This is a genomic window from Blastococcus saxobsidens, assembly GCF_010682065.1.
Classification (GTDB): domain Bacteria; phylum Actinomycetota; class Actinomycetes; order Mycobacteriales; family Geodermatophilaceae; genus Blastococcus; species Blastococcus saxobsidens_B.
Genome location: NZ_JAAGWG010000012.1, coordinates 1 through 24891 on the forward strand (window position 1 = coordinate 1; position 24891 = coordinate 24891).

General features: G+C 72.3%; 20 protein-coding genes. 5 read left to right on the plus strand and 15 right to left on the minus strand.

Going from position 1 to position 24891, the window contains the following annotated elements; genetic code table 11:
• Positions 1-660 (minus strand): TetR/AcrR family transcriptional regulator (locus GCU60_RS09530; RefSeq protein WP_163204605.1); only part of this gene is annotated, 660 nt, incomplete at its 3' end.
• A gap of 156 nt (positions 661-816) precedes the next feature.
• Here GCU60_RS09530 and GCU60_RS09535 point away from each other — a divergent pair.
• Both GCU60_RS09535 and phaZ read left to right on the plus strand, forming a co-directional pair.
• Positions 817-2571: a PHA/PHB synthase family protein gene (locus tag GCU60_RS09535; protein WP_163204607.1), complete on the plus strand. Its 1755-nt coding sequence runs from the start codon at positions 817-819 to the stop codon at positions 2569-2571.
• Complete coding sequence (gene phaZ, locus GCU60_RS09540; protein ID WP_239520842.1) at positions 2555-3379, plus strand: poly(3-hydroxyalkanoate) depolymerase; 825 nt, start codon at positions 2555-2557, stop codon at positions 3377-3379. Before GCU60_RS09535 ends, phaZ begins: the two co-directional genes overlap by 17 nt.
• Before the next feature lie 9 nt (positions 3380-3388).
• On the opposite strand, the gene betT is transcribed toward phaZ, so the two are convergent.
• The 8 genes from betT to GCU60_RS09580 form a co-directional block, all read right to left on the minus strand.
• The gene (gene betT / locus GCU60_RS09545) at positions 3389-5404 is read right to left on the minus strand and encodes a choline BCCT transporter BetT (RefSeq protein WP_163204609.1); all 2016 of its coding nucleotides are present in this window, start codon (positions 5402-5404) and stop codon (positions 3389-3391) included.
• A gap of 132 nt (positions 5405-5536) precedes the next feature.
• On the minus strand, positions 5537-6430 hold the full coding sequence (locus GCU60_RS09550; protein WP_163204611.1) for a hypothetical protein: 894 nt from the start codon (positions 6428-6430) through the stop codon (positions 5537-5539).
• Complete coding sequence (locus GCU60_RS09555) at positions 6420-6635, minus strand: hypothetical protein (protein ID WP_163204613.1); 216 nt, start codon at positions 6633-6635, stop codon at positions 6420-6422. The genes GCU60_RS09550 and GCU60_RS09555 overlap by 11 nt, the downstream gene beginning before the upstream one ends.
• A 509-nt stretch (positions 6636-7144) precedes the next feature.
• Positions 7145-7819 (minus strand): SPFH domain-containing protein, encoded by a 675-nt coding sequence (locus GCU60_RS09560; protein ID WP_163204615.1) that lies wholly within the window; start codon positions 7817-7819, stop codon positions 7145-7147.
• Between the two features lie 283 nt (positions 7820-8102).
• Positions 8103-10241, minus strand: coding sequence for an RNA polymerase recycling motor ATPase HelR (gene helR, locus GCU60_RS09565; RefSeq protein WP_163204617.1), 2139 nt, complete (start codon positions 10239-10241; stop codon positions 8103-8105).
• A gap of 479 nt (positions 10242-10720) precedes the next feature.
• The gene (gene mobF, locus GCU60_RS09570; RefSeq protein ID WP_163204619.1) at positions 10721-14371 is read right to left on the minus strand and encodes a MobF family relaxase; all 3651 of its coding nucleotides are present in this window, start codon (positions 14369-14371) and stop codon (positions 10721-10723) included.
• A gap of 434 nt (positions 14372-14805) precedes the next feature.
• Positions 14806-15387 carry a GbsR/MarR family transcriptional regulator gene (locus tag GCU60_RS09575; protein WP_374201736.1) on the minus strand — a complete coding sequence of 194 codons (582 nt, stop codon included), beginning with the start codon at positions 15385-15387 and terminating at the stop codon, positions 14806-14808.
• Positions 15374-16045 (minus strand): TetR/AcrR family transcriptional regulator, encoded by a 672-nt coding sequence (locus GCU60_RS09580; protein WP_116450896.1) that lies wholly within the window; start codon positions 16043-16045, stop codon positions 15374-15376. Before GCU60_RS09580 ends, GCU60_RS09575 begins: the two co-directional genes overlap by 14 nt.
• Positions 16046-16172: 127 nt before the next feature.
• Here GCU60_RS09580 and GCU60_RS09585 point away from each other — a divergent pair, with 127 nt between their 5' ends.
• Together GCU60_RS09585 and GCU60_RS09590 are read left to right on the plus strand one after the other, a co-directional pair.
• Positions 16173-18527, plus strand: coding sequence for an MMPL family transporter (locus tag GCU60_RS09585; RefSeq protein ID WP_116450895.1), 2355 nt, complete (start codon positions 16173-16175; stop codon positions 18525-18527).
• Entirely contained in the window at positions 18524-19006 is a 483-nt protein-coding gene (locus GCU60_RS09590; protein ID WP_116450894.1) for a hypothetical protein, read from the plus strand. Before GCU60_RS09585 ends, GCU60_RS09590 begins: the two co-directional genes overlap by 4 nt.
• Before the next feature lie 250 nt (positions 19007-19256).
• Here the strand turns inward: GCU60_RS09590 and GCU60_RS09595 are convergent, their stop codons facing one another.
• The 5 genes from GCU60_RS09595 to GCU60_RS09615 all read right to left on the minus strand — a co-directional run bounded on the left by GCU60_RS09595 (position 19257) and on the right by GCU60_RS09615 (position 23136).
• A complete protein-coding gene (locus GCU60_RS09595; protein ID WP_116450893.1) occupies positions 19257-19766 on the minus strand; it encodes a PaaI family thioesterase in 510 nt (169 codons plus the stop codon).
• Positions 19767-19917: 151 nt separating this feature from the next.
• Positions 19918-21108 (minus strand): NAD(P)/FAD-dependent oxidoreductase, encoded by a 1191-nt coding sequence (locus tag GCU60_RS09600; protein ID WP_116450892.1) that lies wholly within the window; start codon positions 21106-21108, stop codon positions 19918-19920.
• Positions 21109-21250: 142 nt separating this feature from the next.
• Complete coding sequence (locus GCU60_RS09605) at positions 21251-21634, minus strand: FAD-binding protein (protein ID WP_275585492.1); 384 nt, start codon at positions 21632-21634, stop codon at positions 21251-21253.
• Positions 21635-21636: 2 nt separating this feature from the next.
• Complete coding sequence (locus GCU60_RS09610; RefSeq protein ID WP_116450891.1) at positions 21637-21828, minus strand: ferredoxin; 192 nt, start codon at positions 21826-21828, stop codon at positions 21637-21639.
• A gap of 30 nt (positions 21829-21858) precedes the next feature.
• A complete protein-coding gene (locus GCU60_RS09615; protein WP_116450890.1) occupies positions 21859-23136 on the minus strand; it encodes a cytochrome P450 in 1278 nt (425 codons plus the stop codon).
• Positions 23137-23304: 168 nt separating this feature from the next.
• On the opposite strand from GCU60_RS09615, the gene GCU60_RS09620 reads away from it, so the two are divergent.
• On the plus strand, positions 23305-23925 hold the full coding sequence (locus GCU60_RS09620) for a TetR family transcriptional regulator (protein WP_116450889.1): 621 nt from the start codon (positions 23305-23307) through the stop codon (positions 23923-23925).
• Positions 23926-24408: 483 nt separating this feature from the next.
• Here GCU60_RS09620 and GCU60_RS09625 read toward each other — a convergent pair whose 3' ends face one another.
• The gene (locus tag GCU60_RS09625; protein ID WP_116450888.1) at positions 24409-24873 is read right to left on the minus strand and encodes a winged helix-turn-helix transcriptional regulator; all 465 of its coding nucleotides are present in this window, start codon (positions 24871-24873) and stop codon (positions 24409-24411) included.
• Positions 24874-24891 lie beyond the last annotated feature (18 nt).

Here is a 24891-nt window from a genome sequence, read left to right on the forward strand (position 1 = left end):
GGTCGAGGACGAGGACGTCGTCGTGCCGGTCGAGGGTGGGCATCGGTTCTCCTGGGGAGTGGGAGGACAGTCGAGGACGGCGCCGACGGCGGCCGCCAGTTGTCGGCGGGTGAGTGGGCGCACCCGGCCGGCACGGATGTCGGGGAACAGCAGCGCCGCCGGCAACCGCACGACGCAGGTGGTGACGACGTCGAGCGCGGCGCGTCCCGCACGGTCGTCGATCGCTGCGGCGAGCCGGCGCAGGACCTCGCCGAGCTCCCGGTCGAGCGCCCGCAGGTCCGCGGCCACCGGTCCGGCCACGTCCTCGGTCAGGACGTCGTCGCGGGTGAGGACGGTGAGCAGCTGGGCGGCGCGGAGGTCCTCCTCGGCCAGCCGGGCGGGGGCGTCGGCGGCTGCCTGCAGCGCGCGCCGTCCGTCGCCCGCGGCCAGCTCCGCGTCGACCGCCGTCCGCAGGAGCGCCAGGAACCGGCGGGCCCGCCGGAGCCACGCGGTGGCCAGCAGGGTCTCCACGTCGCCGAACGCGTGGTAGACGCTCCCGTTCGAGGCGCCCGTCCGCGCGCTCAGCGCCCGGACGGTGAGACCGGCCCGCCCGGAGCCGACCACGATCGCCTCGGCCGCGTCCAGCAGCGCGTCCGGCGTGTGCAGTCGCGGTCGGGCCACGGCGGTTATTAGAGCACGTGCTCCACAACAGGCCCTGCACACCTCGCGGGCGCCCTGCCCCGTTCCGGATCCTGTGGTTGAGTGGTCGGGGTCACAACCGCGCCCCGGGGGACGGCGTCGCCGACTCACCCGGGCAGCGCCGAAGGAGATCCAGCCATGGCTCAGCCCGCCACCGAGCCGACCCGCACCGCCTCCGCTCCCCCGGCCGAGGGCGAGCCCGCCGCCGGGTCCCCCGAGCAGGCCGCAGAGGCCGCGACCGGCCTGGACATGGTGCTGGTCGACGCCGCCCGCGGCCCGCTCCGCCGCCTGGTCCCGCCGGCCGGGACCACCCTGCGCTTCGCCTCCGCCCTGGCCCGCAAGCCCGATGCGGTCGCGCGCCGGGCCGGTGAACTGGTCCAGGAGGTCGCCCGGATCGCCGGGGGGAGCTCGGAGATCGCGCCCGGCAAGAAGGACAAGCGCTTCGCCGACCCGGCGTGGAGCGGCAACCCGCTGCTGAGGCGTGCGATGCAGCTGCACCTGGCCACCGCGCGCACCGCCTGGGAGCTGATCGAGGACGCCGACCTCGACTGGCAGGACGACGAACGGATCCGGTTCACCGCGACCAACCTCGTCGACGCGCTGGCCCCCAGCAACGTCCCGGTGCTCAACCCGCTGTCCCTCAAGGCGGCCATCGACACCGGCGGGAAGAGCGCCGTCAAGGGCCTGAGCCGGTTCGTCCGCGACCTCGCCAACCCGCCGCGGGTGCCGACGATGGTGGAGCCGGACGCCTTCACCGTGGGCGAGGACCTGGCGGTCTCCCCCGGCGCCGTCGTGCTCCGGACGGAGGTGTTCGAGCTGATCCAGTACCGGCCCACCACGGAGAAGGTCCGCGCGGTGCCGCTGGTGATGGTGCCGCCGACGATCAACAAGTACTACATCACCGACCTGGCGCCCGGCCGCAGCATCGTCGAGCACTACGTGGGCGCCGGCCAGCAGGTCTTCATGATCTCCTGGCGCAACCCCGACGAGCGGCACGCCGACTGGGACCTCGACACCTACGGCCAGGCCCTGCTCGACGCCATGGACGCCGTCGAGCGGATCACCGGCCAGGAGCAGGTGGCGCTCCAGGCGTTCTGCTCCGGCGGGATCATCACCGCGATGGTGCTGGCCCACCTGGCGGCCACCGGCAAGCAGGACCGGGTGCGCGCGGCCAGCTACGCGGTCACCGTCCTGGACTGGTCGCGCGCCGGCACGGTGTCCGCGCTCATGGACCGCGAGGCGGTGGAGGCGGCCACCGAGCGCTCGCGGAAGAAGGGCTACCTCGACGGCGCGCAGCTGGCCGAGGTGTTCGCGTGGCTCCGCCCCAACGACCTGGTGTGGAACTACTGGGTCAACAACTACCTGCAGGGCAAGCCGCCGCCGAACTTCGACATCCTCTACTGGAACGCCGACACCACCCGGATGACGGCGGGCCTGCACCGCGACTTCATCGACGTCGCGGTGCGCAACGCGCTCACCGAGCCGGATGCGGTGAGCATGCTCGGCTCGCCGGTGGACCTGTCGAAGGTCACGGTGGACACCTACGCAACCGCCGGTGTCGCCGACCACCTGTGCCCCTGGCAGGCCTGCTACCGCACCACCCAGCTACTGGGCGGCGAGAGCCGGTTCGTCCTCTCCACCAGCGGCCACATCGCCTCGCTGGTGAACCCGCCCGGGAACCCGAAGTCGACGTTCCAGGTGGCCCAGCAGACCCCGCCGGACGCCGACCGGTGGATGAAGCAGGCCGAGACGGTCAAGGGCTCCTGGTGGCCGGACTTCATGGACTGGCTCGGCGAGCGGTCCGGCGAGGAGATCCCGGCGCCGGCCGAGCTCGGCGGCAACGGTCTGGAGCCACTGGCGGACGCACCCGGCACCTATGTCTTCGACAAGTAGCCGGGAGGTCGTCCGCAGCCTGACCATCGGCGGCCGGACGCTGCGGACCGCCGTCCGCCCGGGTACGGACGACGACGTCCCGCCGCTGCTGCTGATGAACGGCATCGGCGCGAGCCTGGAGGTCCTGCAGCCGTTCGTGGACGCCCTCGATCCCCGGCGGACCGTGATCCGGTTCGACGTCCCGGGTGTGGGCGGCTCACCGCGGCCCGTCGTCCCCTACGTGCTGTCGACGCTGAGCCCGGTGGTGGCCGGGCTGCTCAGCCGGCTGGGCTACGAGCAACCGGTCGACGTCCTGGGCCTGTCCTGGGGCGGCGGCCTGGCGCAGCACTTCGCCGTGCAGCACCGGCGCCGCTGCCGCCGGCTGGTCCTCGCCGCGACGGCGACCGGCTCGATCATGGTGCCGGCGCACCCGCGGGTGCTGGCCCGCATGCTCACCCCCCGGCGGCACCGCGACCCGGAGTACGCCCGCCAGATCGCCGGCGACATCTACGGCGGGACCATGCGGACCGAGCCGGAACGCGCCGCGGCCGTGCTGCACACGCACACCCGGGTGGGGCCCAAGCGCGGCTACTACTACCAGCTGGCGTCGAGCACCGGCTGGAGCAGCCTGCCGTTCCTGCGGCTGATCCGGCAGCCCACGCTCGTGATCGCCGGCGACGACGACCCGATCATCCCGGTGGTGAACGCGCGGGTCATGGCCCGGCTCATCCCCCGGGCCCAGCTGCACGTCTACCGCGGTGGGCACATCGCGCTGATCACCGAGGCCGACGAGCTGGCGCCGGTGATCGAGCGGTTCCTCGACGGGTGACGGAACGGATCAGGCCCCGGCCCGCTGACCGGCGACGTGCTCCTCGTACCTGTCCAGGACGTCGTCGATCAGCTGCGCATGGGTGTAGTCGACGACGTCGTAGCCCAGCGGGCCGGGGTCCCGACCGCCCGCGTCGAGCCTGACGACGACGCCGGACCCGGCCGCATCATCGGTCTGCCCGCCGCGGCCGCCGAGGTTCGCGGGAACCCTCGGCCGGATGCAGTACCGGAAGGGCGTCCCGCCGTGGACCTCTGCCGAGAGCTCGACGCCCTGGCCCCCCGTCCCGTCGTCGACCACGCGCGTCCGGGATTCGACCTCGCGCGCCCGCAGCTCGGCCACGGCTTCGGCCAGCGCGGGGCCGACGGTCTCCCGGAGGTACTCGTCGGCCCGTTCCCGGCCCCGGGGAGCCGACGTGTTGCGCCGTCGCAGCCGGCCCCGCGACCGGATCCGCCGGCGGGCCCCCGGTCGGCCGGTGGGCCAGACCCGGTGCCGGTTGGCCCCGCGGTCGACCTCCTGGCGCAGCGCCCGGTACAGACCGACCATCACCAGCACCATCACGAAGCCGAAGGGCAGGCCCATGATGATCGTGGCGTTCTGCAGCGCGGGCACACCGCCGACCAGCAGCATGGCCGCGGTGAGGACACCGGTCGCCACCGCCCAGAGGATCCTCAAGCCCGCCGCGGCGTCGTCCTGCGGCCGGGGGAGCCGGGAGGACAGGTTCGCCATCACCAGAGCACCGGAATCGGCCGACGTCACGTAGAAGAGCAGCCCGACGAAGGTCGCGATCGCCGCGATGAACGGGAACGCGGGGTAGTCGGCGAGGAGCGTGTAGAAGCCGCGCTCCGGGGTGTTCATCGCCGTCTCCCCGAAGGCCGCGTCGCCCTGGCGGATCCGGTCGATCGCGCTGTTCCCGAAGATCGACACCCACATGAGGATGTAGCTGAACGGGAGCAGCAGCGTCCCGGCGACGAACTGGCGGATCGTGCGCCCTCGGGAGATGCGGGCGAGGAAGAGGCCGACGAAGGAGGCCCAGGCGATCCACCACGCCCAGAAGAAGAGCGTCCAGCCGTTCAGCCACTCGTCCGGCCGGTCGTAGGCGAACGTGTCCAGGGTCCGGCCGGGGAAGCTGCTCACGAAGTCGCCGACGTTCTGCACCAGGCCGTTGAGCAGGAAGGCCGTGTTGCCGGTGACGAGGACGAAGGCGGCCAGCCCCATCGCCAGGAGGACGTTGAGCTGCGAGAGCCGCTTGATGCCCCGGTCGACGCCGCTCACCGCGGACACCGCGGCCACGCCGACGGCCAGGCCGATCAGGCCCAGCTGGGCCGCCCGGCCCTCGGGGATGCCGAAGAGCACGGACAGCCCGTAGTTCAGCTGGACGACGCCGATGCCCAGCGACGTGGCGACGCCGAAGATCGTGCCCAGGACGGCCGCGATGTCCACCCCGTCGCCCAGCGCCCCGTGCACCCGCCGGCCGAAGACCGGGTACAGGGTGGAGCGGATCGCCAGGGGCATGTTCCGGCGGTAGGCGTAGTAGGCCAGCGCCATGCCCATCAGCGCGTACATGCCCCAGCCGTTGATGCCGTAGTGGAACAGCGTCCACACCGTCGCCTCGCGGGCGGCCTCCACCGTCTCGCCGTCCCCCACCGGCGGGGCCAGGTACTGGGTGACCGGCTCGGCGACGGCGAAGAACATCAGGTCGGTGCCGATGCCCGCCGCGAAGAGCATCGAGGCCCAGGCGAAGGTGCTGAACTGCGGGGTGGAGTGCTCGGGGCCCAGCTTGACCTTGCCGTATCGGGAGAAGGCGATGGCCAGCACGAAGACCAGCACGGCCGTCGCGAAGGCGATGTAGAACCAGCCGAACCACTCCGACGTCCAGCCCACCAGCGACCCGATGGCGTCCGCCGCCGCCGCGGGGCTCGCCATCGCCCACAGTGCGACGGCCAGCACGCCGACGATCGAGCCGACGAGCACCCGGCCCTTCACCCCGGTCCGGGCGTCGGCGGAGTCGACCTCGGAGACGCTCATGCCGGCCCGTCGGGTGCGGTCGCCGCTGATAGCGCTGCCCTCGGATGCGGTTCGCCGGTCACCGGCCGGATGGTGGCACATCCGGCCGCGCGCGGCAGAACGCAGCTGTCGGTGACGCCTGCCAGAAAGGGGTCAGCAGCCGCCCGGGGTGACCAGGTAGCCGCCCGTCGTGCCGTAGGGCTCGACGACGAAGCCGAGCTGGGTCAGCACGTTGGCGACGGCCACGGTCATGGAGTACTGGACGGCGTCGCCCGCCTCGGCACCGCGCACCTGCTCGACGCTCATCCGGTCGTGCTGCCGCCAGGTGACGACGAGGCCGCCGGACTCCAGGTGCGGCGTCAGGCAGGCGCCACCGGAGCGGGGCGCCCCGTCGGAGTCGTCGCAGTCGTGCAGCGGCAGCCCGGCCTCGAGCAGCGCGGCGGTGACGTCGACGGCGAGCGTCGTCAGGGCGTCCTCGTCCTCGATGAGCGCCGTCCACTCCTCCGGCAGGCGGTCGAGCTGGCGCCCGAGCTCGTCCAGCCAGGCCCGCTCCTGCGGGGACTGCCGGCGCAGCACGCTGCCGTCCTCGCGCTGCGCGCCGTAGACCGCCCGCGCCGTCTCGGGCAGGGCGAGGGAGAAGGCCGCCCAGTCGGCGTCGATCGCGTCGTCGAAGGGACCGGCCAGCGGGGCGCCGGGGCCGTCGACCAGCCACCAGCCGGTGGCCATCGGGGCGAGCGCGGTCAGCCGCCCCGCCGGGTGGGTCGCCACGGGGGCCGGTGACGGGGACGCCTGGGCCGCCGGACGGTGCGCAGAGGTGGCCTGACCGGGACCCTGCTGCCCGGAGGTCGACCGGGACGCGGCAGGCAGCTGCGGCCCGGACGTCGGGCCGGTGGGAACCGACCGCGGGTCCCCGGGGACGGCGTCCCGCCGGCTCGACGCGCTGGTGCGCTCGAGCTCGTAGCGTGCGGTGGAGCTGGCGCCCAGCACGATGACCAGCCCGAGGCTGGCGAACAGGGCGACCGCGAGCCACATCAGCTCACCAGGCACGCCAGGCCCCCTGCGGTCCTTCGCCCCAGGCCGCCGCCCGCTGCGTCCAGTCCTGGGCACGGGCCACCAGTCCCGGGCCCGGGGTGGGAGCCGGCCCGGGCAGGGGCGCGGGCTCCATCAGGTCCAGCAGCAGTCCGAGGCCGCCGTCGAGGGGCAGCCCTCCGCTCGTGGCGGGGGTGTGCACCGACTGGCCGGACGTGTTCACGCTGAGCTCCTCACGGTCGTGCTCCGCGGCTGGGGAAGCGCCGCGGACAGCCCGAAGGCTAGGTCCGGGAAGGGGCTCGGGAAGCCGCCTCGGGACACCCCGCGGACGGCACGTTTCCCATTCGTTGTGGAGGCCTTCTCAGGCGGTCGATGACCCGCTCTCCGGCCGGCCGTCTTGTCGACAAACCGTGGATCTCGAGCGTGGAGGGGCGGGATCGCGACGTCGGTCATCCCGGCGGCGCTCCGGCACGACGGCGTGTCGGAGGCTGGGCACCCGGTCGAACGGACTGCTCCGCGCCGGTGCGTCCCCCCTTCCATCGGCGGGCCGCCCCGCCGCCGTGACCGTCCGCTCTTCCACAGGAGCCCACTCGGAGGCTCTGGGGGCCCTGTTCGCGCTTCGGGGGTCCTGCAGGGCTGCCGGTGGGCGAGGACCACCCCCAGAGCGGGACGAGGCGGCCGCACCGCCGCCGTGACCGCCCTCGCGACGAGGAGGCGGGCACGGCGGCGCGGTCAGCGGATCAGGCCGCCGACCTCGGAGAGCCCGGGGCCACCGAGGACGACGGTCGCGCCGCCGGCCTCCACCGCCTGCAGCGTACGGAGCTGCAGGAGCCCCGGCTGCTCGGCGACCATCTTGGCCGCGTTCGCCAGCGCCCGCGCCGCCGCGACCTCCGACCGCGCGCGCTCCAGGGCCGCCTGACCCTGTGCCCGCGCCGTCACGACCTCCGCGGCCGCGCGCCGGAGCTCCGCCGGCACCATGACGTCGCGCAGCGCCAGCGTCTCGATGCCGATCCCGACCGCGGCCGCCGCGGCGGCGACGCCCTCGCGGATCTCCTCCGGCACCGTGCGCCGGTCGGTGAGCAGGGTCTCCAGCGAGCGCGCCGCGACCGCCTCCCGCAGCGCGAGCTGCAGCGCGGTGTAGACGTAGCCGTCGGCGTCGTCGACGGCCTCGTGCCAGCGACGGGCGTCCACGGTCCGGACGGACACGGACAGGCTCACCTTCACCGACAGCCCGTCGGCGGTGAGCACCTCCTGGGCCGGGACGACCAGCATCCGGGGCCGGACGGGGACGCGCACCCTCCGCCGCCGCCACCGGGTGCGCCGGTGCGCGCCGGCGCCGAGCGCCTCCTCGAAGCGCCCGTCGCGGTAGACGAGCACCTGCTCCCACTCCTGCACGACGATCCGCACGTCCGATGACCTCCCTCCGGTGTGTCCTGGGGACGCGGACCGTCCGGCGCGTGGTCGGGCGCCGGCGGGGAGCGCACGGGGCGCTGCAGACCGTCGATACCGGGATGACCACGCGCCGAACGGCGTCGGGAGTCGAACCCGCGCGTTCCGAAGACGCTTGCCCACATGGCATGCCCGTGACCGACGCGCAGGACCTGCGGCGGCGATGCCGCCCGGCTGCTGATCACGTGCGGAGGGACGGTAGCGGGATCCGGACCTCGGGCGCACCGGGTTTTCGGGCTCGTCAGCCGGTGAGGACGACGAGCCGTTGCGTGGCCCGGGTCATGGCGACGTAGCGGTCGACGGCGCCGGCGATCCCGTCGCCGAACGTGTCGGGCTCGATCAGCACCACGAGGTCGAACTCGAGCCCCTTCGCCAGCGACGGCGTCAGCGACCGGACGCGGGGGGTCGGTTCGAACGACGGGTCGCCGATGACGCACGCGATGCCTTCGTCGTGCTCGGCGAGCCAGTTCCCGAGGATCTCGCGCAGCTCCCCTCCCGATCCGTGCGTGACCGGCACGCCGCTGCTGCGGATGGAGGTGGGCACGTTCGCGTCCGGGAGCGCCGCCCGGATGACCGGCTCGGCCTCGGCCATGACCTCGGCCGGCGTCCGGTAGTTGATGGTCAGCGTGGCGAGGGTGACCCGGTCCAGGCCCACCCGCTCCAGCCGCTCCTGCCACGACTCGGCGAACCCGTGCCGGGCCTGGGCGCGGTCGCCGACGACGGTGAAGCTCCCCGACGGGCAGCGCAGGAGCAGCATCTGCCACTCGGCGTCGGTCAGCTCCTGCGCCTCGTCGACGACGACGTGCGCGAACGGGCCGGCCAGCACGTCCGGGTCGGCGGTGGGCACGGCACCCTGGTCGACGAGGGCGTCCTGCAGGTCCCCGTGCCGCAGGCTCGTCATCAGCAGCAGCTCGGAGTCGTCGGCGGCGATCAGCTCGTCGATGACGGAGCTCATGCGTTCCCGCTCGCCCGCGACGACCGCCTGCTGCCGGCGGGTGCGCCGGGCGACCTCCGGATCACCGAGCCGCTGCCGGGCGGCGTCCAGGAGCGGCAGGTCGGAGAGCGTCCAGGCGCGGGCATCGTCGCGCTGCAGCCTGCGGACCTCTTCGGGGCTCAGCCACGGGGCGCACTTCCGCAGGTAGGCGGGCACCGACCACAGGTCCCCGACGACGTCGGTCGCCTCCAGCAGCGGCCACGCGCGGTTGAAGACGGCGAGCAGCTCCCGGTTCTGCGACAACGACGTCCGGAGGTGGTCGTCCTCCTCCCCGTCGTACCTGTCCTCGCAGATCGTGAGCAGCTCGTCCCACACCTGGGCGCGCGCCAGGTTGTGCGGCGTCCCAGGATCGGGCACCTCGAACGCCTCCGCCCAGTCGTCGGCGGTCAGCCGGATGTCGCCCGCGTCGGTCTCGACCGTCATGCCCGTGCGGGGCGGCTCCTCGTAGAACCGGACGGCGGCCTCGATCGCGCCGACCAGGTCCGCGGAGGCCTTGAGGCGGGCGACCTCGGGGTCGGTCTCGGCTCCCGCCGTCGCCCCCTCGGGGACGAGATCGCGCAGGGTGCACGTCCGCACGCCCTCCTCGCCGAGACTGGGCAGGACGTCGGAGACGTAGGCCAGGTAGGGCTCGTGCGGGCCGACGAACAGCACCCCGCCGCGGTTGTGGCCCAGCCGCGGATCGGCGTAGAGCAGGTAGGCGGTGCGGTGCAGGGCGACGACGGTCTTCCCGGTCCCGGGCCCGCCGTCGACCACCAGCGCGCCCGAGGAGCCGGCGCGGATGATCGCGTCCTGGTCTGCCTGGATGGTGCCGAGCACGTCGCGCATGCGGGCCGATCGGTTGCTGCCCAGGGTGGCGATGAACGCGGACTGGTCGTCGAGCGCGGCGTGGCCTTCCAGCCCGTCGGGGGTGAACACCTCGTCCCAGTAGTCGGTGACGCGGCCGCGGGTCCAGCGGTAGCGACGGCGGCTCACCAGGCCGGTCGGGTCGGCGTGGGTGGCGCCGAAGAACGGCTCGGCCGCGGGCGACCGCCAGTCGAGCAGCAGACGGCGGCCCGCGCGGTCGGTGAGGCCGAGCCGTCCGATGTAGACCGGCTCCGGATCGTCGGCGAAGACGATCCGGCCGAGGCACAGGTCCAGGCCGAACCGGCGCAGCGTGCGGAGGCGGGCGCTCAGCCGGTGGATCTCCAGGTCCCGGTTCAGCGCCTCCTCGCCGCTGCCGCCGGGTGCCCTGCGTTCGGCATCGAGGCGTTCGGAGAGCTCGGCGATCTGCTGCTGGAGCGTCTCGGCGATGGCGGCGAAGTGCTGCTCGTCGCCGGCGATCAGGCCCGGATCGGCCTTGGCGGCGAGGGTGTCGGGAAGGGCGAAAGCGCTGGTCGGACGGTCCACGACGAGCGAGTGTGGGGGCGGACCGGGGTCTTGCCGCAAGCCCCCGCCTGCGCTATACGTTGAAGTGGGAGTTGACCGCAGTCCTCCCAGCCCCCGTACACGGCCTGCCGCCGGCCGTTCCCGAGTGGGCCCCGTGGGGATCGAACCCACAACCCGCGGATTAAAAGTTCCCAAAAGACACTTTTCTGATCAGCGCATTCTACGCGGAACTGGGCCATGACCAGCGGAAATACCGTTTGCTGCGATCGGCCGATGTTGGTCGCGAACGGCCCTTCTGTGGGCGTCTTGTGGGCGCGGTGTGGGCGGGAGACCGTCCGGTGAAGCGTCCCCACTGACCCGCACGCCATGGTGAACCATCCGGGTGATGGCGAGCGCCGTAGCTGGGGGGCACCCACCCCCGACCTGGACGACGGGCGGCGGCACTAACCGGAACGGTGCTCAGCGCCCCGTCGTCGAAGGCTCCGGCGGGCGCCGCCCGCTCAGCGCGATATGCCTCGCCCTGCGGCGGTGTGCCGGGTGAGTGCCGCGAGGTCCTCGGGCCGCGGGAGGCGGACACCCGGCTCGGAGGCGGTCGGCAGCGGGGCGGCCGATCGGTGTGGGTTCGGGTCGGCGTCCTGGCGTGCACGCCAGGTGTCCCGCTCTCCGGCGAGGCGGTCGGGCGGCTGGGCGCGGAGCGCCGGCTCGGAGGTCAGTCGTGCGATGCGCGCGCGTACATCGGTGAGCTGCTGGCGAGCAGCGGCGATCTGGTGTTCGGTGTCGGACAGTCGCTCCGCCGGGTCGAAGGTCCGGGCGAGCGGTCCGAAGCGGGCGAGCCGGTTCTCGTGCTGGCGGCGGGCGTCGGCCACCGCGGCCCCGGCGTGCCGGTGGGCCTCCTGGGCGGTGGCTGCGGTCGCGCGCAACTGAGCGTGCTCCGGGTGGGCGTGTTCGGCGTGGTGGCGGGCGTAGGAGTCGAAGGCGGTCCACAGCCGCGGTTGGTCGTCGGACCGGTCAGCCAGGCGCGCGATCTGCCGCGGGTCGGTGGGCATGGCCGGCAGGTAGGGCCGCCAGGCGTCCGCCCAGTCCACCAGCTGCTCGCCGGCCCGGTTCACCGCCGCCAGCCGAAGCCGGAGCCGGCCGGGACCGTCGAGCACGACCCGCGCGGCGTCGCGGGCGGCGTCCCGCCCGGTGTCCCAGCTGGCGAGCAGCGTGTCGCGGATCCGGTCGGTCTCGGCGGTGACGGCCGCGCCGCTGGCGTCGGCCCGCGCCGTGGCGTGTCGGGCGTCGATCCCTGTCTGCCGATAGGCCTCGGTGAGCGCGGCGGTCCGGTCGGCGTGGGCCGACTTGAGCGCGACGATCTCGCGTAGCGCGTCCCGGCGCGGCAGGTCGGAGGCGAGCCGATCCAGGCAGCGTTGCTCGGCCGTCCACGCAGAGTGCAGGTCGGCGAGCGACTGTTCCAGCGGTCGGGGCGTGGCGTAGCGGGTGGCTTCGGCGGCGGCCAGCCGGGCGGCGTGTGCGGGGCCGAGGTCGGCGCGGTCGCGGGCGAAGACCGCGAGCCACTGCTCCCGTGCCTCGGCGGGGTCGTCGGCGACGAGGTGGGCGGTGTTGGCGGTTCGGCCGCGGGTCATCCCGACGTAGGCCGCGGCCGCGCCGGTGTCCTCGCCGACCACCAGGTGGGCGGCGGTCACAGTGTCGCCTTGGATGCCGTGCGCGGTGGTGGCGTAGGCCAGTTCCACATGCGCGGTGACGTAGTCGGCGGGCAGCACCCGCGCCCGGTTCCCGGCCGGGGGAACGGCGGGGGTGACAGCTGCGGACCCGCCGCTGGCGGGGGTGACATGGGGTGTGCGGTCGGGGGTGACGAGCAGCCCGCCGTCCCGGTCGACGCCGGTGACCGTCCACACGTCGCGGTTGGCGACCTGCAGGTCGCGGTCGTTGCGCCGGGTGGCGATCCGGTCGCCGACGCCGATCCGCTCCCCGGCCCCGGTCACGACCACACGCCGGTCGTCGACCCGACCGTCGGTGACGAGCCGGTCCCGGATGGCGGCATTGAGGGCGGCGGCCTGCTCACGGATGGCGACCACCACGGCCACCCGCTCGCCCGCGGTGTAGCACTGCGCCGCGGTGGCGGCGAGCTCCTTCCGCAGCGCCTGCGCGTCGGGGTGCAGCCGGATCTGCCCGCGGGCCAGCAGAGTGTCGAACACCGTCCCGGGGTTCTCGCCGGCGCGCATCGCCAGGGTCAGCTCGGCGTAGTCGCTGTCCGGTGTCGTGGCGCCGGTGGCGTCGGTGCGGGTGAAGCGGTGTACCCCGTCCAGGGTCAGGTGCCCGGTCAGGTCAACCTGGGCCGCGGCGAGGTCCAGCACGCCACCCCGCCCGACCGCCGCGAGCTGATGCCGGTCACCGAGCAGGGCGACGCGCACCCGGCACTCGTCGGCGACCGTCAGGAGGGCCCGGGCCGTGTCCTGATCCAGCATCCCGGCCTCGTCGACGACGAGGAGGTCCCCCGGGCGGAGTCGCGCTCCCTCCCCCGGCCCGGCGTAGACACCTCCCGTGGTCGGACAGAGATCTCCGATACCGAGCCGGGTCCAGGCGCCGTCGTTGTTCCAGCGCCAGCCGTGCTGGAAGGCCAGCCGGGCCGCCGACCCCGCGACCGCCCCGACCTCCGCGGCGGCGACCTTGGCCGCCTTCAGCGTCGGGGTGACGACCACCAGCCGGCGCCCCTGCTGGTCGAGCACGTTGCGGGTGGCGGCGAGGGTGGTGGTCTTGCCGGCGCCGGCCGCACCCTCCACCACGGCCAGTGGCCGGTCGCCGGCCAGTGCGGCGACCGCCGCGGCCTGGCCGGCATCCAGCCGCGCGGCGCCGGCCGCGAGGTCGACCGGGGGTGTCAGGTCGGTTTCCGGTCCGCCGGTCCTGGCGCGGGCGGCGAGGCGGGCGGTCAGCTCGGCCTCGACGGCGAGCACCGGCCGCGACGTCCAGGCCCGGATGTGCTCGGGGACGCCGTCGCGGTCCAGCAGTGGCAGGCAGCGGTCCATCGCGCGGGCGGCGAGGTCCTCGGCCAGCTCGAGGCGCACCGCCGCCCCGGCGACGACGCCCGCCGCGGCGATCAGCCGCTCGACCTCGCCGCGGACGTCCGCGGCGTTCCACGCCGACCGGCCCGCCGCCAGCCGGGCCAACGCGCGCTGCACCAGCTCCTCCCGATCGAGGGCACCGACCTGGGTGGGCGCAAGGTCCACGGGACCGGCCGGGCCGCGGTAGCCGAGCCCCAACAGCTGCCCCCGCCACCGTTCGTCGAGGGTCACCCCGCGCTGCGCAACCACCTTGTCCGGGCGGCCGTCGGCCCAGGCGCGGGCGTCCCACGCCCGCCGCAGCGCCGGGCCTGGCCGTTCACCGGGGTGCGCGGCGGTCCACTCGGCTTCGTAGCGGTCCACATTCCGGGCGATCTGCGCGTTCCGCGCGCTGAACGGGCCGACATAGTCGGCGAGCTCCAGTATTTCTCCAGTAGCGTCCTTCGTGTAGCCGTGCGCGGCGAACGCGGCGTTCAATTCCGGGTCACACGCCATCGCCGCGTGCCCGATGCCGTTGATCGCCCCGAGCGAGTCGCGGACCCCGACGGTGTGCAGCCCGCGCCATTTTCCGACGGCGAACACGCGGGACAGGATCTGCAGGTGCAGATGCCAGTGCGGATCGCCGGCGCGGGAGGTGTAGTGCCGCACCGTCGCCGCCTCCAGCACCTGCAGCGGCACCTGCACCTGCCCGCCGCGCGGGCCGACCCTGGTGGTGGCGTGCTGCGAGAGCCAGCCGATGATCTGCTCGGCCGCGCGGTCCTGCGCCGCCTCGTACGCGGCGGCGATGTCCGGGTGCAGTGCGGCGGCCAGCGACCAGGTTTTCGGGCCGTTGACCACCACCTCGACGAACCGCACCGCCCGGTCGTCGTCGCGCAGCTGCCCCCGCGGCTGGTCGGTGTCCGGGTCGTGGCCGGCCACCCAGGTCTCGTATCCGTCGCCGGTCAACGGGGCCAGTTCGGTCACGCGGGCGTCGGTGGCGGTGAAGCGGCGGGCGAAGCCGGTGCCCTCGGCCAGGTAGTAGTCATCGGCCCGACCCCGATCAGCCTCCACATAGGCGCGGGCGGCGGCCGGGTCGCCGACGTACACCTTCATTCCCCCGTGCATTTTCAACGCCACCCAATAATGACCAACAGGTCACCCCTAGAAACGGCGATGGGCCCCGCGAAGCGGGGCCCGAACTACCCGCAAGGGTAGCATGCGTGCCGTCCTTCAGTGAGGCCTTGGGCGGTGCAGGAACCTGTTGACGACTTGGTTGTCCGGGGCGGGCTACTGGATTATTGGGTGATCACGGTAATGAATGATTGGGTTAGGACTTTGCGGCGGCTCTCGGTTGATTATTGGCGTTGAGCGACACACTCCCCTGCTTTCGGATCCACGATCGCCGGCAAGCGGCAAGTACCGACAGGCCGACGAGCACCGACCCGTGGCGCAAGACGGTGGGACCGGACGAGGCGTCTCACGCCGGCCTGGCGCACTGGGCGCGCCCCGTCGCAGCGCGACGGACGGCGGTCGCTTCCTTCCCCGAGTCAGCCGCCTGCGGTCTCGTCAGATTCAGGCCGTGGGCTCTCCTGCCACCGGGCGATGGCATCGCCCAACTCGGTGCGGAGGAAGGCGGCGAAGGCGAGGGCTTCGGAGATCCGGGTGCCGCCTGGCGTGCCTCTGCGAAGGGACTGGACTGCGTCGGTGAGTCTGTCCTCGGCGGTGCGCACCCGTTGGATCCTGGATGCCAGGTAGCGCGGTAGGGGATTGTGCTGAGCCAGCGCGTAGAGGTCGCTGCGGACTCCTGGCTCTCTGGTGCGTTCGACGAGGCCGAGGTCCATCAACTGGTGCAGGGCGCCGGAGATGGCGGCGGGGCTGACATCCAGACCTTCGGCGAACTGTCCGGCGGTATGGGTGTCGTGATCGGCGACGAGGGCGTAGGCCAGCACGCGCGCCGGCATGGGTGGAATGGCCAGTCGGCAGAGTTCGAGCGCCAGCCGCTCGACCAGCTCGAGGAGGTCTGCTCGATCGGGGACATGCCGGTGGGTCGGGTCCCCGCCTGCCGGCCGCTCGACGGGTGGACCGGATGGGCCTCGACGGTGCGAGACCCCCGGGTCAGGGCCGTTCATCGGGGCCGGAGAGGGAACTGGCGATGCGGAGCGTGGCCACTCCGGTTCGGAGTCCCTCGGTGGCGTCCTGCTCGTCGAGCGGCGGCAGCGGCTCAGCGCCCGGCGGGTTGAGCGCGTCGAAGGCCAGGGAGAGGTAGCGGCGGCGGACGGCGGGGGTTGCTCGGGGGGTGGAGAGACCGACCAGGAGCATGCTGAAGATGCGCGGAATGTCGTGGGGTTGCAGGTCGGCCCTGATCTCGCCGGCGTGCTGGGCCCGTCGCAGCAGGATGGCGAAGGGGTCGACGAAGTCCCGCAGCAGTTCATCGGTGAGCACGGCGAAGTTCGCCGAGGACGCGATCAGCCCGCGCTCCCTGTCGACCAGGTCCAACAGGCGGTCGGCGATCGCCATGAAGGTGGCCCTGGGGGTGCTCTGGGCACAGGACTCGGTGAGCAGGGGGACGAGTTCGGTGTCGAAGATGGACCGGTAGACCGCGCGGGTCAGCAGCTCGCGGTTGGGGAAGTGCCGGTACAGGGTGGCGATGCCCAGCCCGGCCTCGGCGGCGATCTCCTCCAGCGACGCCTGCCCGTTCCGGGCGAAGACGCTGCGCGCGGCGGTGATCAGCCGTTCGGTGTTGGAGGTCGCGTCGCGTCGCCGGGTCTTCACCGCCTCGTCGGCCATCGTGTCCTCCCGGGCGCCGTCATCAGGTCCGTCACGTCGTTGCCCGGCCGATGCTATCGTTCCGCCTGATAGTTGACTATCACTTCGATGATCATGGTTGTCGGGTGAGACGAGCCAGGGGGACCCCGTGTCGACGTTTCTCTACCGCGTGGGACGGGCGGCCTACCGTCATCCGCTGCGTGCGATCGGCGCCTGGGTGCTGCTGTTGGCGGTCCTGATCGGCGCTCTCGTGCTGAATCCGCCGCGGTTGAGCACCGAGTTCCGGATCGACGGCACGCCGGCGCAGGAGGTCATCGACCAGCTGGGCCGGGAGCTGCCGGAGGCGGCGGGCGGGCAGGGCTCGATCGTGTTCCAGGCGCCCGAGGGTGAGCGCCTCGACTCCCTGGCCCTGGCCGCCGCGGTCGCCGAGTCGGTCGCGAACGTCTATGCCGTCGAGCACGTCGTCGACCCGGCGGAACTGATCGCCGCCCAATCCGAGCGCGGCGGCGCGCCCGCACCCCCGGGTGGGAGCCCGCCCGGGAACCCGGAGCAGGCGCCGGCTGCCCCGCCGGCCGGCATGCTGGTGGTCGACGGCCAGCCGGTGCTCGGGGTGACCGTGTCCCCCGACGGGCGGGTGGCGCTCCTGCAGTTCCAGTTCACCGACCAGCTCTTCGAGCTGCCCGCCGGGACGGTCGGCGACACAGTCGCGGCCGCGGAGGCACCGGCGGAGGACGCCGGCATCGCGGTGCTCCCCGGCGCCACCCTGCAAGAGATCCCCGAGGTCATCGGGGTCGCGGAGATCGTGGGCGTCGGTGTCGCGGCCCTCGTCCTGCTGGTCACCCTCGGCTCCGTGGTCGCCGCCGGCCTGCCGCTGGCCAACGCGCTGGTCGGGGTGGCCACCGGCATCGGCGGGGCCTTCGCCCTGGGGCACCTGTTCCAGCTCAACTCGATCTCGGTCGTCCTGGCACTCATGCTCGGCCTGGCAGTGGGCATCGACTACGCCCTGTTCATCGTCAACCGGCAGCGCTGGCTCATCCTGAACAAGGGGCTGGACGCCCAGGAGGCCACGGCCCGCGCGGTCGGCACCGCCGGCAGCGCCGTCTTCTTCGCCGGAACCACGGTCGTCATCGCCCTGACCGCCATGCTGGTGGTCGGCATCTCGCTGCTCAGTGTCATGGCCCTCATCGCCGCCGCCACCGTCGCCATCGCCGTGCTCGTCGCGCTGACCTTCCTGCCCGCCCTGCTGGGCCTGCTCAAGGAGCGGATCTGCTCGCCGGCGGCCCGCCGCCGCGCGGCCGGACATGCCGACCGGTCGCGCTCCCCGTCGCGGCAGTGGTCCGGCTTCGTCGTGCGGCACCGACTGCTGGTCGTCCTGGCCGTCGTCGCGGTCACCGCCCTGCTGGCCGCGCCGATGACGAGCATGCGGCTGGGCATGCCCTCGGCGGAGAGCTACAGCAGCGGCACGCCGCAGCGGGACGGGTACGACGCCGTCGCGGACAGCTTCGGGGAAGGCTTCAACGGCCCCCTCGTCGCGGTCGCCAGCTCCACTCAGCCGGGCACACCCCTGGACCAGCAGGCCCTGCAGGAGGTGGTTGGCGACCTCGGCGCGCTGGACGGCGTGCAGACCGCCATCCCGGCCGGGCTCAGTCAGGACGGCGCCACCGCGGTGCTCTCGGTCATCCCCACCAGCGGACCGACCGACGAAGCCACCGAGGAACTGGTCACCCAGATCCGCGACCGCGCCGATCGCTACGCCGACGAGTTCGGCATCGACCTCGGCGTCACCGGCCTCACCGCCATCGGGATCGACATGTCCGAGCGCCTGGCCGAGGTCCTGCCGCTCTACCTCGCCGTGGTCCTCGGCCTGTCGCTGCTGGTGCTGCTGCTGGTCTTCCGCTCGGTCCTCGTCCCGATCAAGGCCACCGCCGGCTTCCTGCTCAGCATCCTGGCCACCTTCGGCGCCACCACCGCGGTGTTCCAGTGGGGCTGGCTGAACGAGGTCTTCGGGTTCGACACCACCACGCCGGTGATGAGCATGCTGCCGATCATCGTCACCGGCGTGCTGTACGGGCTGGCGATGGACTACCAGATCTTCCTGGTGTCCTCCATGCGCGAGTCCCACGTCCACGGCCACCACGGCACCGACAGCGTGGTGGACGGGTTCACCCAGGCCAGCCGGGTCGTGGTGGCCGCGGCCGTCATCATGATCGCCGTCTTCAGCGGGTTCATCTTCAACGCCGACCCGATGGTCAAGCAGATGGGCTTCGCCCTGGCCATCGGCATCACCATCGACGCGTTCCTCATCCGCCTCACCCTGGTCCCGGCGGTGATGTCCATGTTCGGCGACCGGGCCTGGTGGCTGCCCCGATGGCTGGACCGCCTCCTGCCCGACCTCGACGTCGAGGGAGACAAGCTCCTCCAGCAGCTCGACCGGCAGAGACAGGACGCCGCCGCGCCGGAACGGCGGACCGCCGAAGAACCGGTGTCCACCCCGAGCCGATGAGCGCGCGCACTCCCGGCAGGAGGACCACGGGCACGTCGGCCCGCGGGCCAGACCTGCGGCGGTGGGGACGGCGGCTGATCGCCGCCTCCGCCGTCGCCAGCGCCACCCTGCCATGGCTGGCCGACTGGAACCGTCGGCACACGTTCGGGCCGGAGTACGGCCCGCACGCGCGCTGGCACGGCGCCTCCGAAGTCGTCAGCGCGACCCTGGACGGCCTGATCGCCCTCTGGCTCCTGCGCGAGGGCGAACGCGACCACCCCGGGTCGCAACGGACCGTCACCGCCGCCGCGCTGCTGCCCATCGCACGGTGGGCACCGTTCAACCTCACCCTGCTCCTGCCCGGCACCTCCCCCTACGACCAGCACCGCCTCCCGCAACGGGTGCTCGGCGTGCCGGCCGCCCTCCTCAGCCAGGACCTCATCGCAGCCACCGCAGCCACCGGACTGCTCCTGCACCGACGAGGACATCGCAGGCGGTAGTCAGGCGCGGTGCCCTCCGGACGGTTAGACGATGATCCTCGCTGAGCCCCTGGGGGCTGAACAAACGTCCCGGGCACCACCCCAAGCCTGAAGCGCACGGGCGCAGGCGGTCACCGAGTCCACTCGGGTTCGCACTCACCCGCCGACGCAACACCGTCTTGCTATGCCGGTTGCTGCACTTCTCCAGCACGTCGGATACGCGCCCTCGTCGATGTCGTGAAGAGAAGGCATCGTCCCCTTGAGTCGATGCTCAGGGTGCGACGGGCGGATCTCCTGCCGCTGCGCCGGCGAAGTGCTGGAGTGGCACGACGACGAACAGCGCCTTCGCGGTGAACGCTGTGTTGCCGGCGTCATCGGTCCCGGTGGCCTCGACGAACAGCTTGCGGCCTTCCCGCCGTTCCAATCGGGCCTCGAGCACATAGCGACGCTGGAGCAGCACCGGGGCGTGATAGTCGACCTCCAGGTGCCGGGTGACGGCCGGCTCTCCCACGAGGTAGAGGACGAACCCGAAGAGGTCGTCGACGACGGTCGCCACCGCGCCACCGTGAGCGATGCCTGGCGCGCCGACGTGCCGGGCATCGAAGACGTGCTCGCTCACTACGCGTTCACCGGCGCGCCGCACCTGGAGGTGATGACCGTGTGCATTGTCCGGCCCGCAGCCGAGGCACTCCGGGTGGTGCGCTGGCAGGACGTCCGCCGCTGTGGACCGGTGATTGAAGCCGGCGGCCCAGTCCGCGAGCACGCCGTCGGCCTCACTCATGCGGCACCGGCATCCAACTTGAGCAAATCTCCGATGCACTTCTCATGGCTGGTCCTCTTCCTGGTCTTCGGCGTGCGTTCCGTGGCAGGCCAGGTCGGCCGTCACCCGAAATGGCACGCGGCAACTGCCGGGCGACTGGGATCTGCGCATCTCATCGACCAGCGAAGGCGAGAGCGTCCTGCCAGGCGGTTCGCCGTCCGATCATCGCCCGATATTTCATGATCTTGCCCGGCATGTTTAACGCGAGGGCGCCCACGAGCAGGTCCTCATGGCGGTACAGCGCGAGCCACCGAGTGCCGTCCAGGTCCCCGATCACGGTGACCTCGTCGGCGGCGGTGATGCCGACCATCTGCAACTTGTCGGTGTACCAGTCCGACCAGAAGTAAGGAACGGTGCCGTACGGGGTGGCCTCGGCGGGGGCCAGAGCGTTGCGCGCGGCTGCGGCGCCTTGCTCGGCGGCCGACGTCCAGTGCTCCAGGCGCATCGTCCGGCCGAAGAGCGGGTTGGGCCAGCGGGCGACGTCCCCCGCGGCGTACACCTCGGTGTCGGCGCGCAGTGTCTCGTCGCAGACGACGCCGTCGTCGACCTGCAGTCCTGAATCGGTGAGCCAGTCGGTGACGGGGTCGGCGCCGATGCCGACGACGACGAGATCGGCGGGCAGGACCGAGCCGTCGGACAGCGCGACGCCTTCGACGCGATCCTCGCCTTCGAGCCCGGTAACGGAGACACCGCACCGCAGCTCGGTGCCGTTGCGGGCGTGAAGGTCTGCGCACGGGGCGGCCATCTGCTCGCCGACGGCACGAACGAGCGGCAGCGGGGCCGCCTCGAGGATGGTGACGTCGACGTCCCGCTTGCGGGCGGCCGAGGCGACCTCGGACCCGATGAAGCCACCACCGACGACGACCGTGCGGCAGCCAGCGTCCAGGGCCCGGCGGATGCTGCGGGCGTCCTCGACGGTGCGCAGGGTGTGCATCCCGTCGAGCTGCTTCCCGGGCAGCTGGCGGGCGCGCGCACCGGTGGCGATGACCAGCCGCTCGTAGCGCAGCCACTCGTCATCGCCAAGGATGATCTCCCGGCCGGCGGTGTCGAGCGCGGTCGCGGGGACGCCGAGCCGCAGCTCGACGTCCAGGGCGCGCAGCTCGTCCTCGGTGCGGTGGTGCGGCATCGCCGGTTCGTCGCCCGGGTCGAGAAAGGTCTTGGACAGCGGTGGCCGGTCGTAGGGCAGGTGCTCCTCGGCCCCGACAAGGATCAGCCGACCGGTGTAGCCGCTCTTGCGGGCGGACTCGACCGCCCGCAAGCCGGCCAGGGACGCGCCGACGACGACGAAGGGTTCCTCGGGCAAATTTCCTCCAGGGAACGGCCGGGGACGGTGGGCCGGCGGAGCGTGCCGACGTGCTAGGAGGGTGGCTCGCGGCCGAGGAATACCCCGACCGGTGTCAGGGTGAAGGTCGAACCGACGCCCATCTCCTCGGCCACCGACCGCATCACCTCGTCGTAGGCGGTGAGCGTCGGGTTTCTGCACGACGCCGAGCATCCGGCTGGCCTGGTCGTACCGGGGCGCCAGCTCGTCCTGTCAGTCGGTGATGTGCGAACACTGCCGGTCCCGGAAGAACGGCGCCGGCGAAGACGACCACCTTGCCGACCTTGCTGATCCGCTGGATCCCCTTGAGCCCCAGGCGGGGGGCCCACAGGAACCGGCGGACATCCCATGAGGTCCGGGGCAAGGTGTCGTCGGTGAAGCGCAGCCCGGCCTCGAGCACGGTGACCCGGTAGCCCTTCTCCGACGGCCGCAGCGCCGCGACGCTGCCACCGAAGCCGCTGCCGATGACCAGGACGTCGGCGTCGTGCTCCGGGCGCGGTGCGCCCATCCTCACTCCTCGATGCTCAGCGCGCTGGTGGGGCAGGCCGCGACGGCCTCCTCCATCAGCGCCCGCCGGTCCTCCGGGGGCGTGGGGTTCAGCAGGTTGAGTGCGCCGTCGTCACCGACCTCGAAGAAGTTCGGGGCCACCGACTCACACATCCCCAGCGACGAGCACTTGTTCTCGTCCAGCACGATCCTCACGGGAGTGTCCTTTCCGGTCGGGTGGGTCGGTCAGCGCTCCGGGGTGAAGCGCACGGGCAGGTGGTTGACGCCGTGGAAGAAGGTGCTGACCGTGTAGGAGGGCTCGCCGGACACCTCGATGTCGGGCAGCCGGGTCAGCAGCTCGCGGTAGATGGCCGCCAGCTGCTGGCGGGCCAGCTGATTGCCCAGGCAGTGGTGGATCCCGCCCCCGCCGAAGCTCACGTGCGGGTTCGGGTTCCGGGAGAGGTCGAAGCGCTCGGGCGCGTCGAACACCTCGGTGTCCCAGTTGGCCGAGGCGTAGAACATGACCACCTTGTCGCCATGGGTGATCTGCTGCCCGTTCAGCTCGCAGTCGCGGGACGCGGTGCGCCGGAAGGTCATGATCGGGGTGGCCCACCGGACCATCTCCTCGACCGCCCCCTTGAGCCGGCCGTCGAGGTCCTCCATGAGCCAGGCCTTCTGCTCGGGGAAGTCGGTGAGGGCCTTCATCGCGTGACTGGTGCTCTGCCGGGTGGTGTCGTTACCGGCGATGGTGAGCAGCCCGAAGAAGGACATGATCTCGTCGTCGGTCAGCCGCTCGCCGTCGACCTCGGCCTGCACGAGGTTGCTGAGCAGATCCTCGCCCGGGTTGCGCCGGCGCTCGGCGATGTACCTGCCGGCCAGCTCACCGAGGTAGAGCATGGCCTCGAACAGGCGGCCGAGGGGTTCCTGGTCACCCATCAACTCCGGGTCGTTCCAGCCGCCGGCGAACTGCGCCTCGTAGGCCATCTTCGTCCGGTCGGCCTCGTCGATGCCCATCATGTCGCAGATGTTGTGCATCGGGACGAGAGCCGCGACCTCGGGGACGAAGTCGACCTCCCCCCGGGTCGCGATGTCGTCCACGATGCGCCCGGCGTTGGCCTGGATCTGGTCGTGGATGCGGCGGATCTGCTTCGGGGTGAACGCCGAGCTCAGCAGCCGCCGGATCTTGGTGTGCCGCGGCGGGTCCATCGCGATGAAGCCCTGGCCCGCGTCGAGCAGTTCCTGCGGCATCGACTCCATCACGATGCCCTCGCCCGAGATGAAGTCCTCGTGCCGCTTGGTGACCTCGACCAGGTCGGCGTGGCGCACGACAGCCCAGAACCCCTGGTCGTTCGGGTCCTTCATCAGCATGTCCTCGACCGGCTGGTGCCAGCTCACCGGACGCTCGGCACGCAGTACGGCGTAGGTCTTCTCCCGCTCGGCGGCCGTCTGCGACCAGAACGCTCGGGACGAGATGTCCGCGGGGTCATAGGGGCGGGTGTCGCGCGGATGGGCAACAGTGGTCATCACGGCTCCAGGGTCTGCTCCGTACGGGTGGCCCCAGGTTGACACACAGCCAACTTTTGTCAAGTTATGGACCCAGACCTCGTACTTGTCAGGACCGGCCTTCGATGGAAGGAGTCTCCGACAGTTGGCTGTGACAGACTGTCGGCAATTGTCAAGGACCGAACAAACATGACCGGACGGGGGCGGCCAGTGGCGGCAGAGCCTCTTCGTCTGACCTTCCGGCAACACGTGCGCGATCGCGCACTGGACGCAGCGCGGGCCCTGACGGTCGAGAAGGGCTGGTCGCGGGTGCGCGTGGGCGATGTCGCCGCGCTGACCGGGGTATCGCGCCCGACGTTGTACAAGGAGTTCGGCGACAAACAGGGCCTCGGGGAAGCGCTGATCATGCAGGAAACCGAGCGGTTTCTCGTCGGCATCTCCCGCACCCTCGAAGCCCACCCTCAGGACGCCGCCGGAGGAATCACCGCAGCAATCGAGTACGTGCTCGCCGAGGCCGACGCCAGTCCCTTGCTGTGCGCCATCCTCACCTCTGCACGCGACGCCGACAACGAGCTGCTGCCCATGCTCACGACGCGTTCCGCACCTGTGCTCGACGCCGCCACCCGAACCCTGATCTCCTGGTTCACCGAGCACTTCCCGCAGCTCGACCCGCAAGACCTGGCCGACGGCGTGGACGCCCTGGTCCGACTCGCCGTCAGCCATCTCGTACTACCCGCCGATGACCAGACCACCACCGCCCGCAGCCTCGCTCGGATCGCCCTGCGCACCCTGCGGCTCGACTCCACCTGAGAATCGGTTCACCCTGACCGGCGAATCGTCGAGACGGTCCACAAACGATCTGCGCATGGACTTCCACGGGGATCGGACGCTCGAAGCCGTTCACGGCCATAGGGCATGACAGCCGGACGGAAAGAACGGCGAGGCACCTCAGCACCTTCCGGACCGGTTGGCGGTCGTCCCACCGTAGCCAGGCGACCTGGCCGAACGACCCGGCGACGATCAGTTCGGTCGAGCCGCCTGCGCGGCGTCTTTCGCGGTGCTGTCGGCGACAAGCCGATCACAACGACCCCAGCGCAGGCATCACCCTCCCCCGCCGTCGGCGCACCGAGGCGGTCATGCGGCTGCCCACCGCCGCCCATGGGAAGCGTTCTGCGCGCCACCGACGACGCGTTCCGACCGTTCGTCGCCCCTACGCCTTCGCCGGCCTGCGGCTCGGCGAGGCCGCCGCCGTCCAGGACTACTGATGGCTGACGTAGCGACCCGTCATCGCCGTCACGTGGGGTCCTCAAGAGGCTTCCGAGACCCTCGCGTCAGCTCCTCATCCGTCGCCTGGCCGCTCCCTCGATCAACCTTGCGGCGGCTTCCCGCCGCCTCGCCGTCGCCGGACTCCGCCCCGCCGGTCGCCACCCAGGCGGCCGCCCACGACGACACCGCATCGAGGACTGGAGCGAGGGCCCGCCCCTTGGCCGTCAGGCTGTAGCAGGAACCGCCGGCCGAGGAGGGCAGCGACCGCGTCACCACCCCCTCGCGCTCCAGTTCGCGCAATCGCTCGGCGAGCAGCCGGTCGGACAATCCGGGGACCGCCGCGCGCACGTCGCTGAAGCGCTGCCCGCCGGCGAGCAGCGCCCGGACGATGACGCCGTTCCACCGCCGGCCGATCAGCTCGATCGCCCGGTGGAAGACCGCGCAGTACTCCGACCCGCGGTCGGCGTCGAGCGGCGCACGCTCGACGGACACCCGTCCCGTTGTCGGCCC

Excerpts from the sequence above, each read along its gene's own strand:
- GCU60_RS09595 (WP_116450893.1), bottom strand. The coding sequence starts at position 19,766 with ATGAGTGAGGCCGACGGCGTGCTCGCGGACTGGGCCGCCGGCTTCAAT.
- GCU60_RS09535 (WP_163204607.1), top strand. The coding sequence starts at position 817 with ATGGCTCAGCCCGCCACCGAGCCGACCCGCACCGCCTCCGCTCCCCCG.
- phaZ (WP_239520842.1), top strand. The coding sequence starts at position 2,555 with ATGTCTTCGACAAGTAGCCGGGAGGTCGTCCGCAGCCTGACCATCGGC.
- mobF (WP_163204619.1), bottom strand. The coding sequence starts at position 14,371 with ATGAAGGTGTACGTCGGCGACCCGGCCGCCGCCCGCGCCTATGTGGAG.
- GCU60_RS09590 (WP_116450894.1), top strand. The coding sequence starts at position 18,524 with ATGAGCGCGCGCACTCCCGGCAGGAGGACCACGGGCACGTCGGCCCGC.
- GCU60_RS09580 (WP_116450896.1), bottom strand. The coding sequence starts at position 16,045 with ATGGCCGACGAGGCGGTGAAGACCCGGCGACGCGACGCGACCTCCAAC.
- GCU60_RS09575 (WP_374201736.1), bottom strand. The coding sequence starts at position 15,387 with ATGAACGGCCCTGACCCGGGGGTCTCGCACCGTCGAGGCCCATCCGGT.
- betT (WP_163204609.1), bottom strand. The coding sequence starts at position 5,404 with ATGAGCGTCTCCGAGGTCGACTCCGCCGACGCCCGGACCGGGGTGAAG.
- GCU60_RS09605 (WP_275585492.1), bottom strand. The coding sequence starts at position 21,634 with ATGGGCGCACCGCGCCCGGAGCACGACGCCGACGTCCTGGTCATCGGC.
- GCU60_RS09615 (WP_116450890.1), bottom strand. The coding sequence starts at position 23,136 with ATGACCACTGTTGCCCATCCGCGCGACACCCGCCCCTATGACCCCGCG.
- GCU60_RS09620 (WP_116450889.1), top strand. The coding sequence starts at position 23,305 with ATGACCGGACGGGGGCGGCCAGTGGCGGCAGAGCCTCTTCGTCTGACC.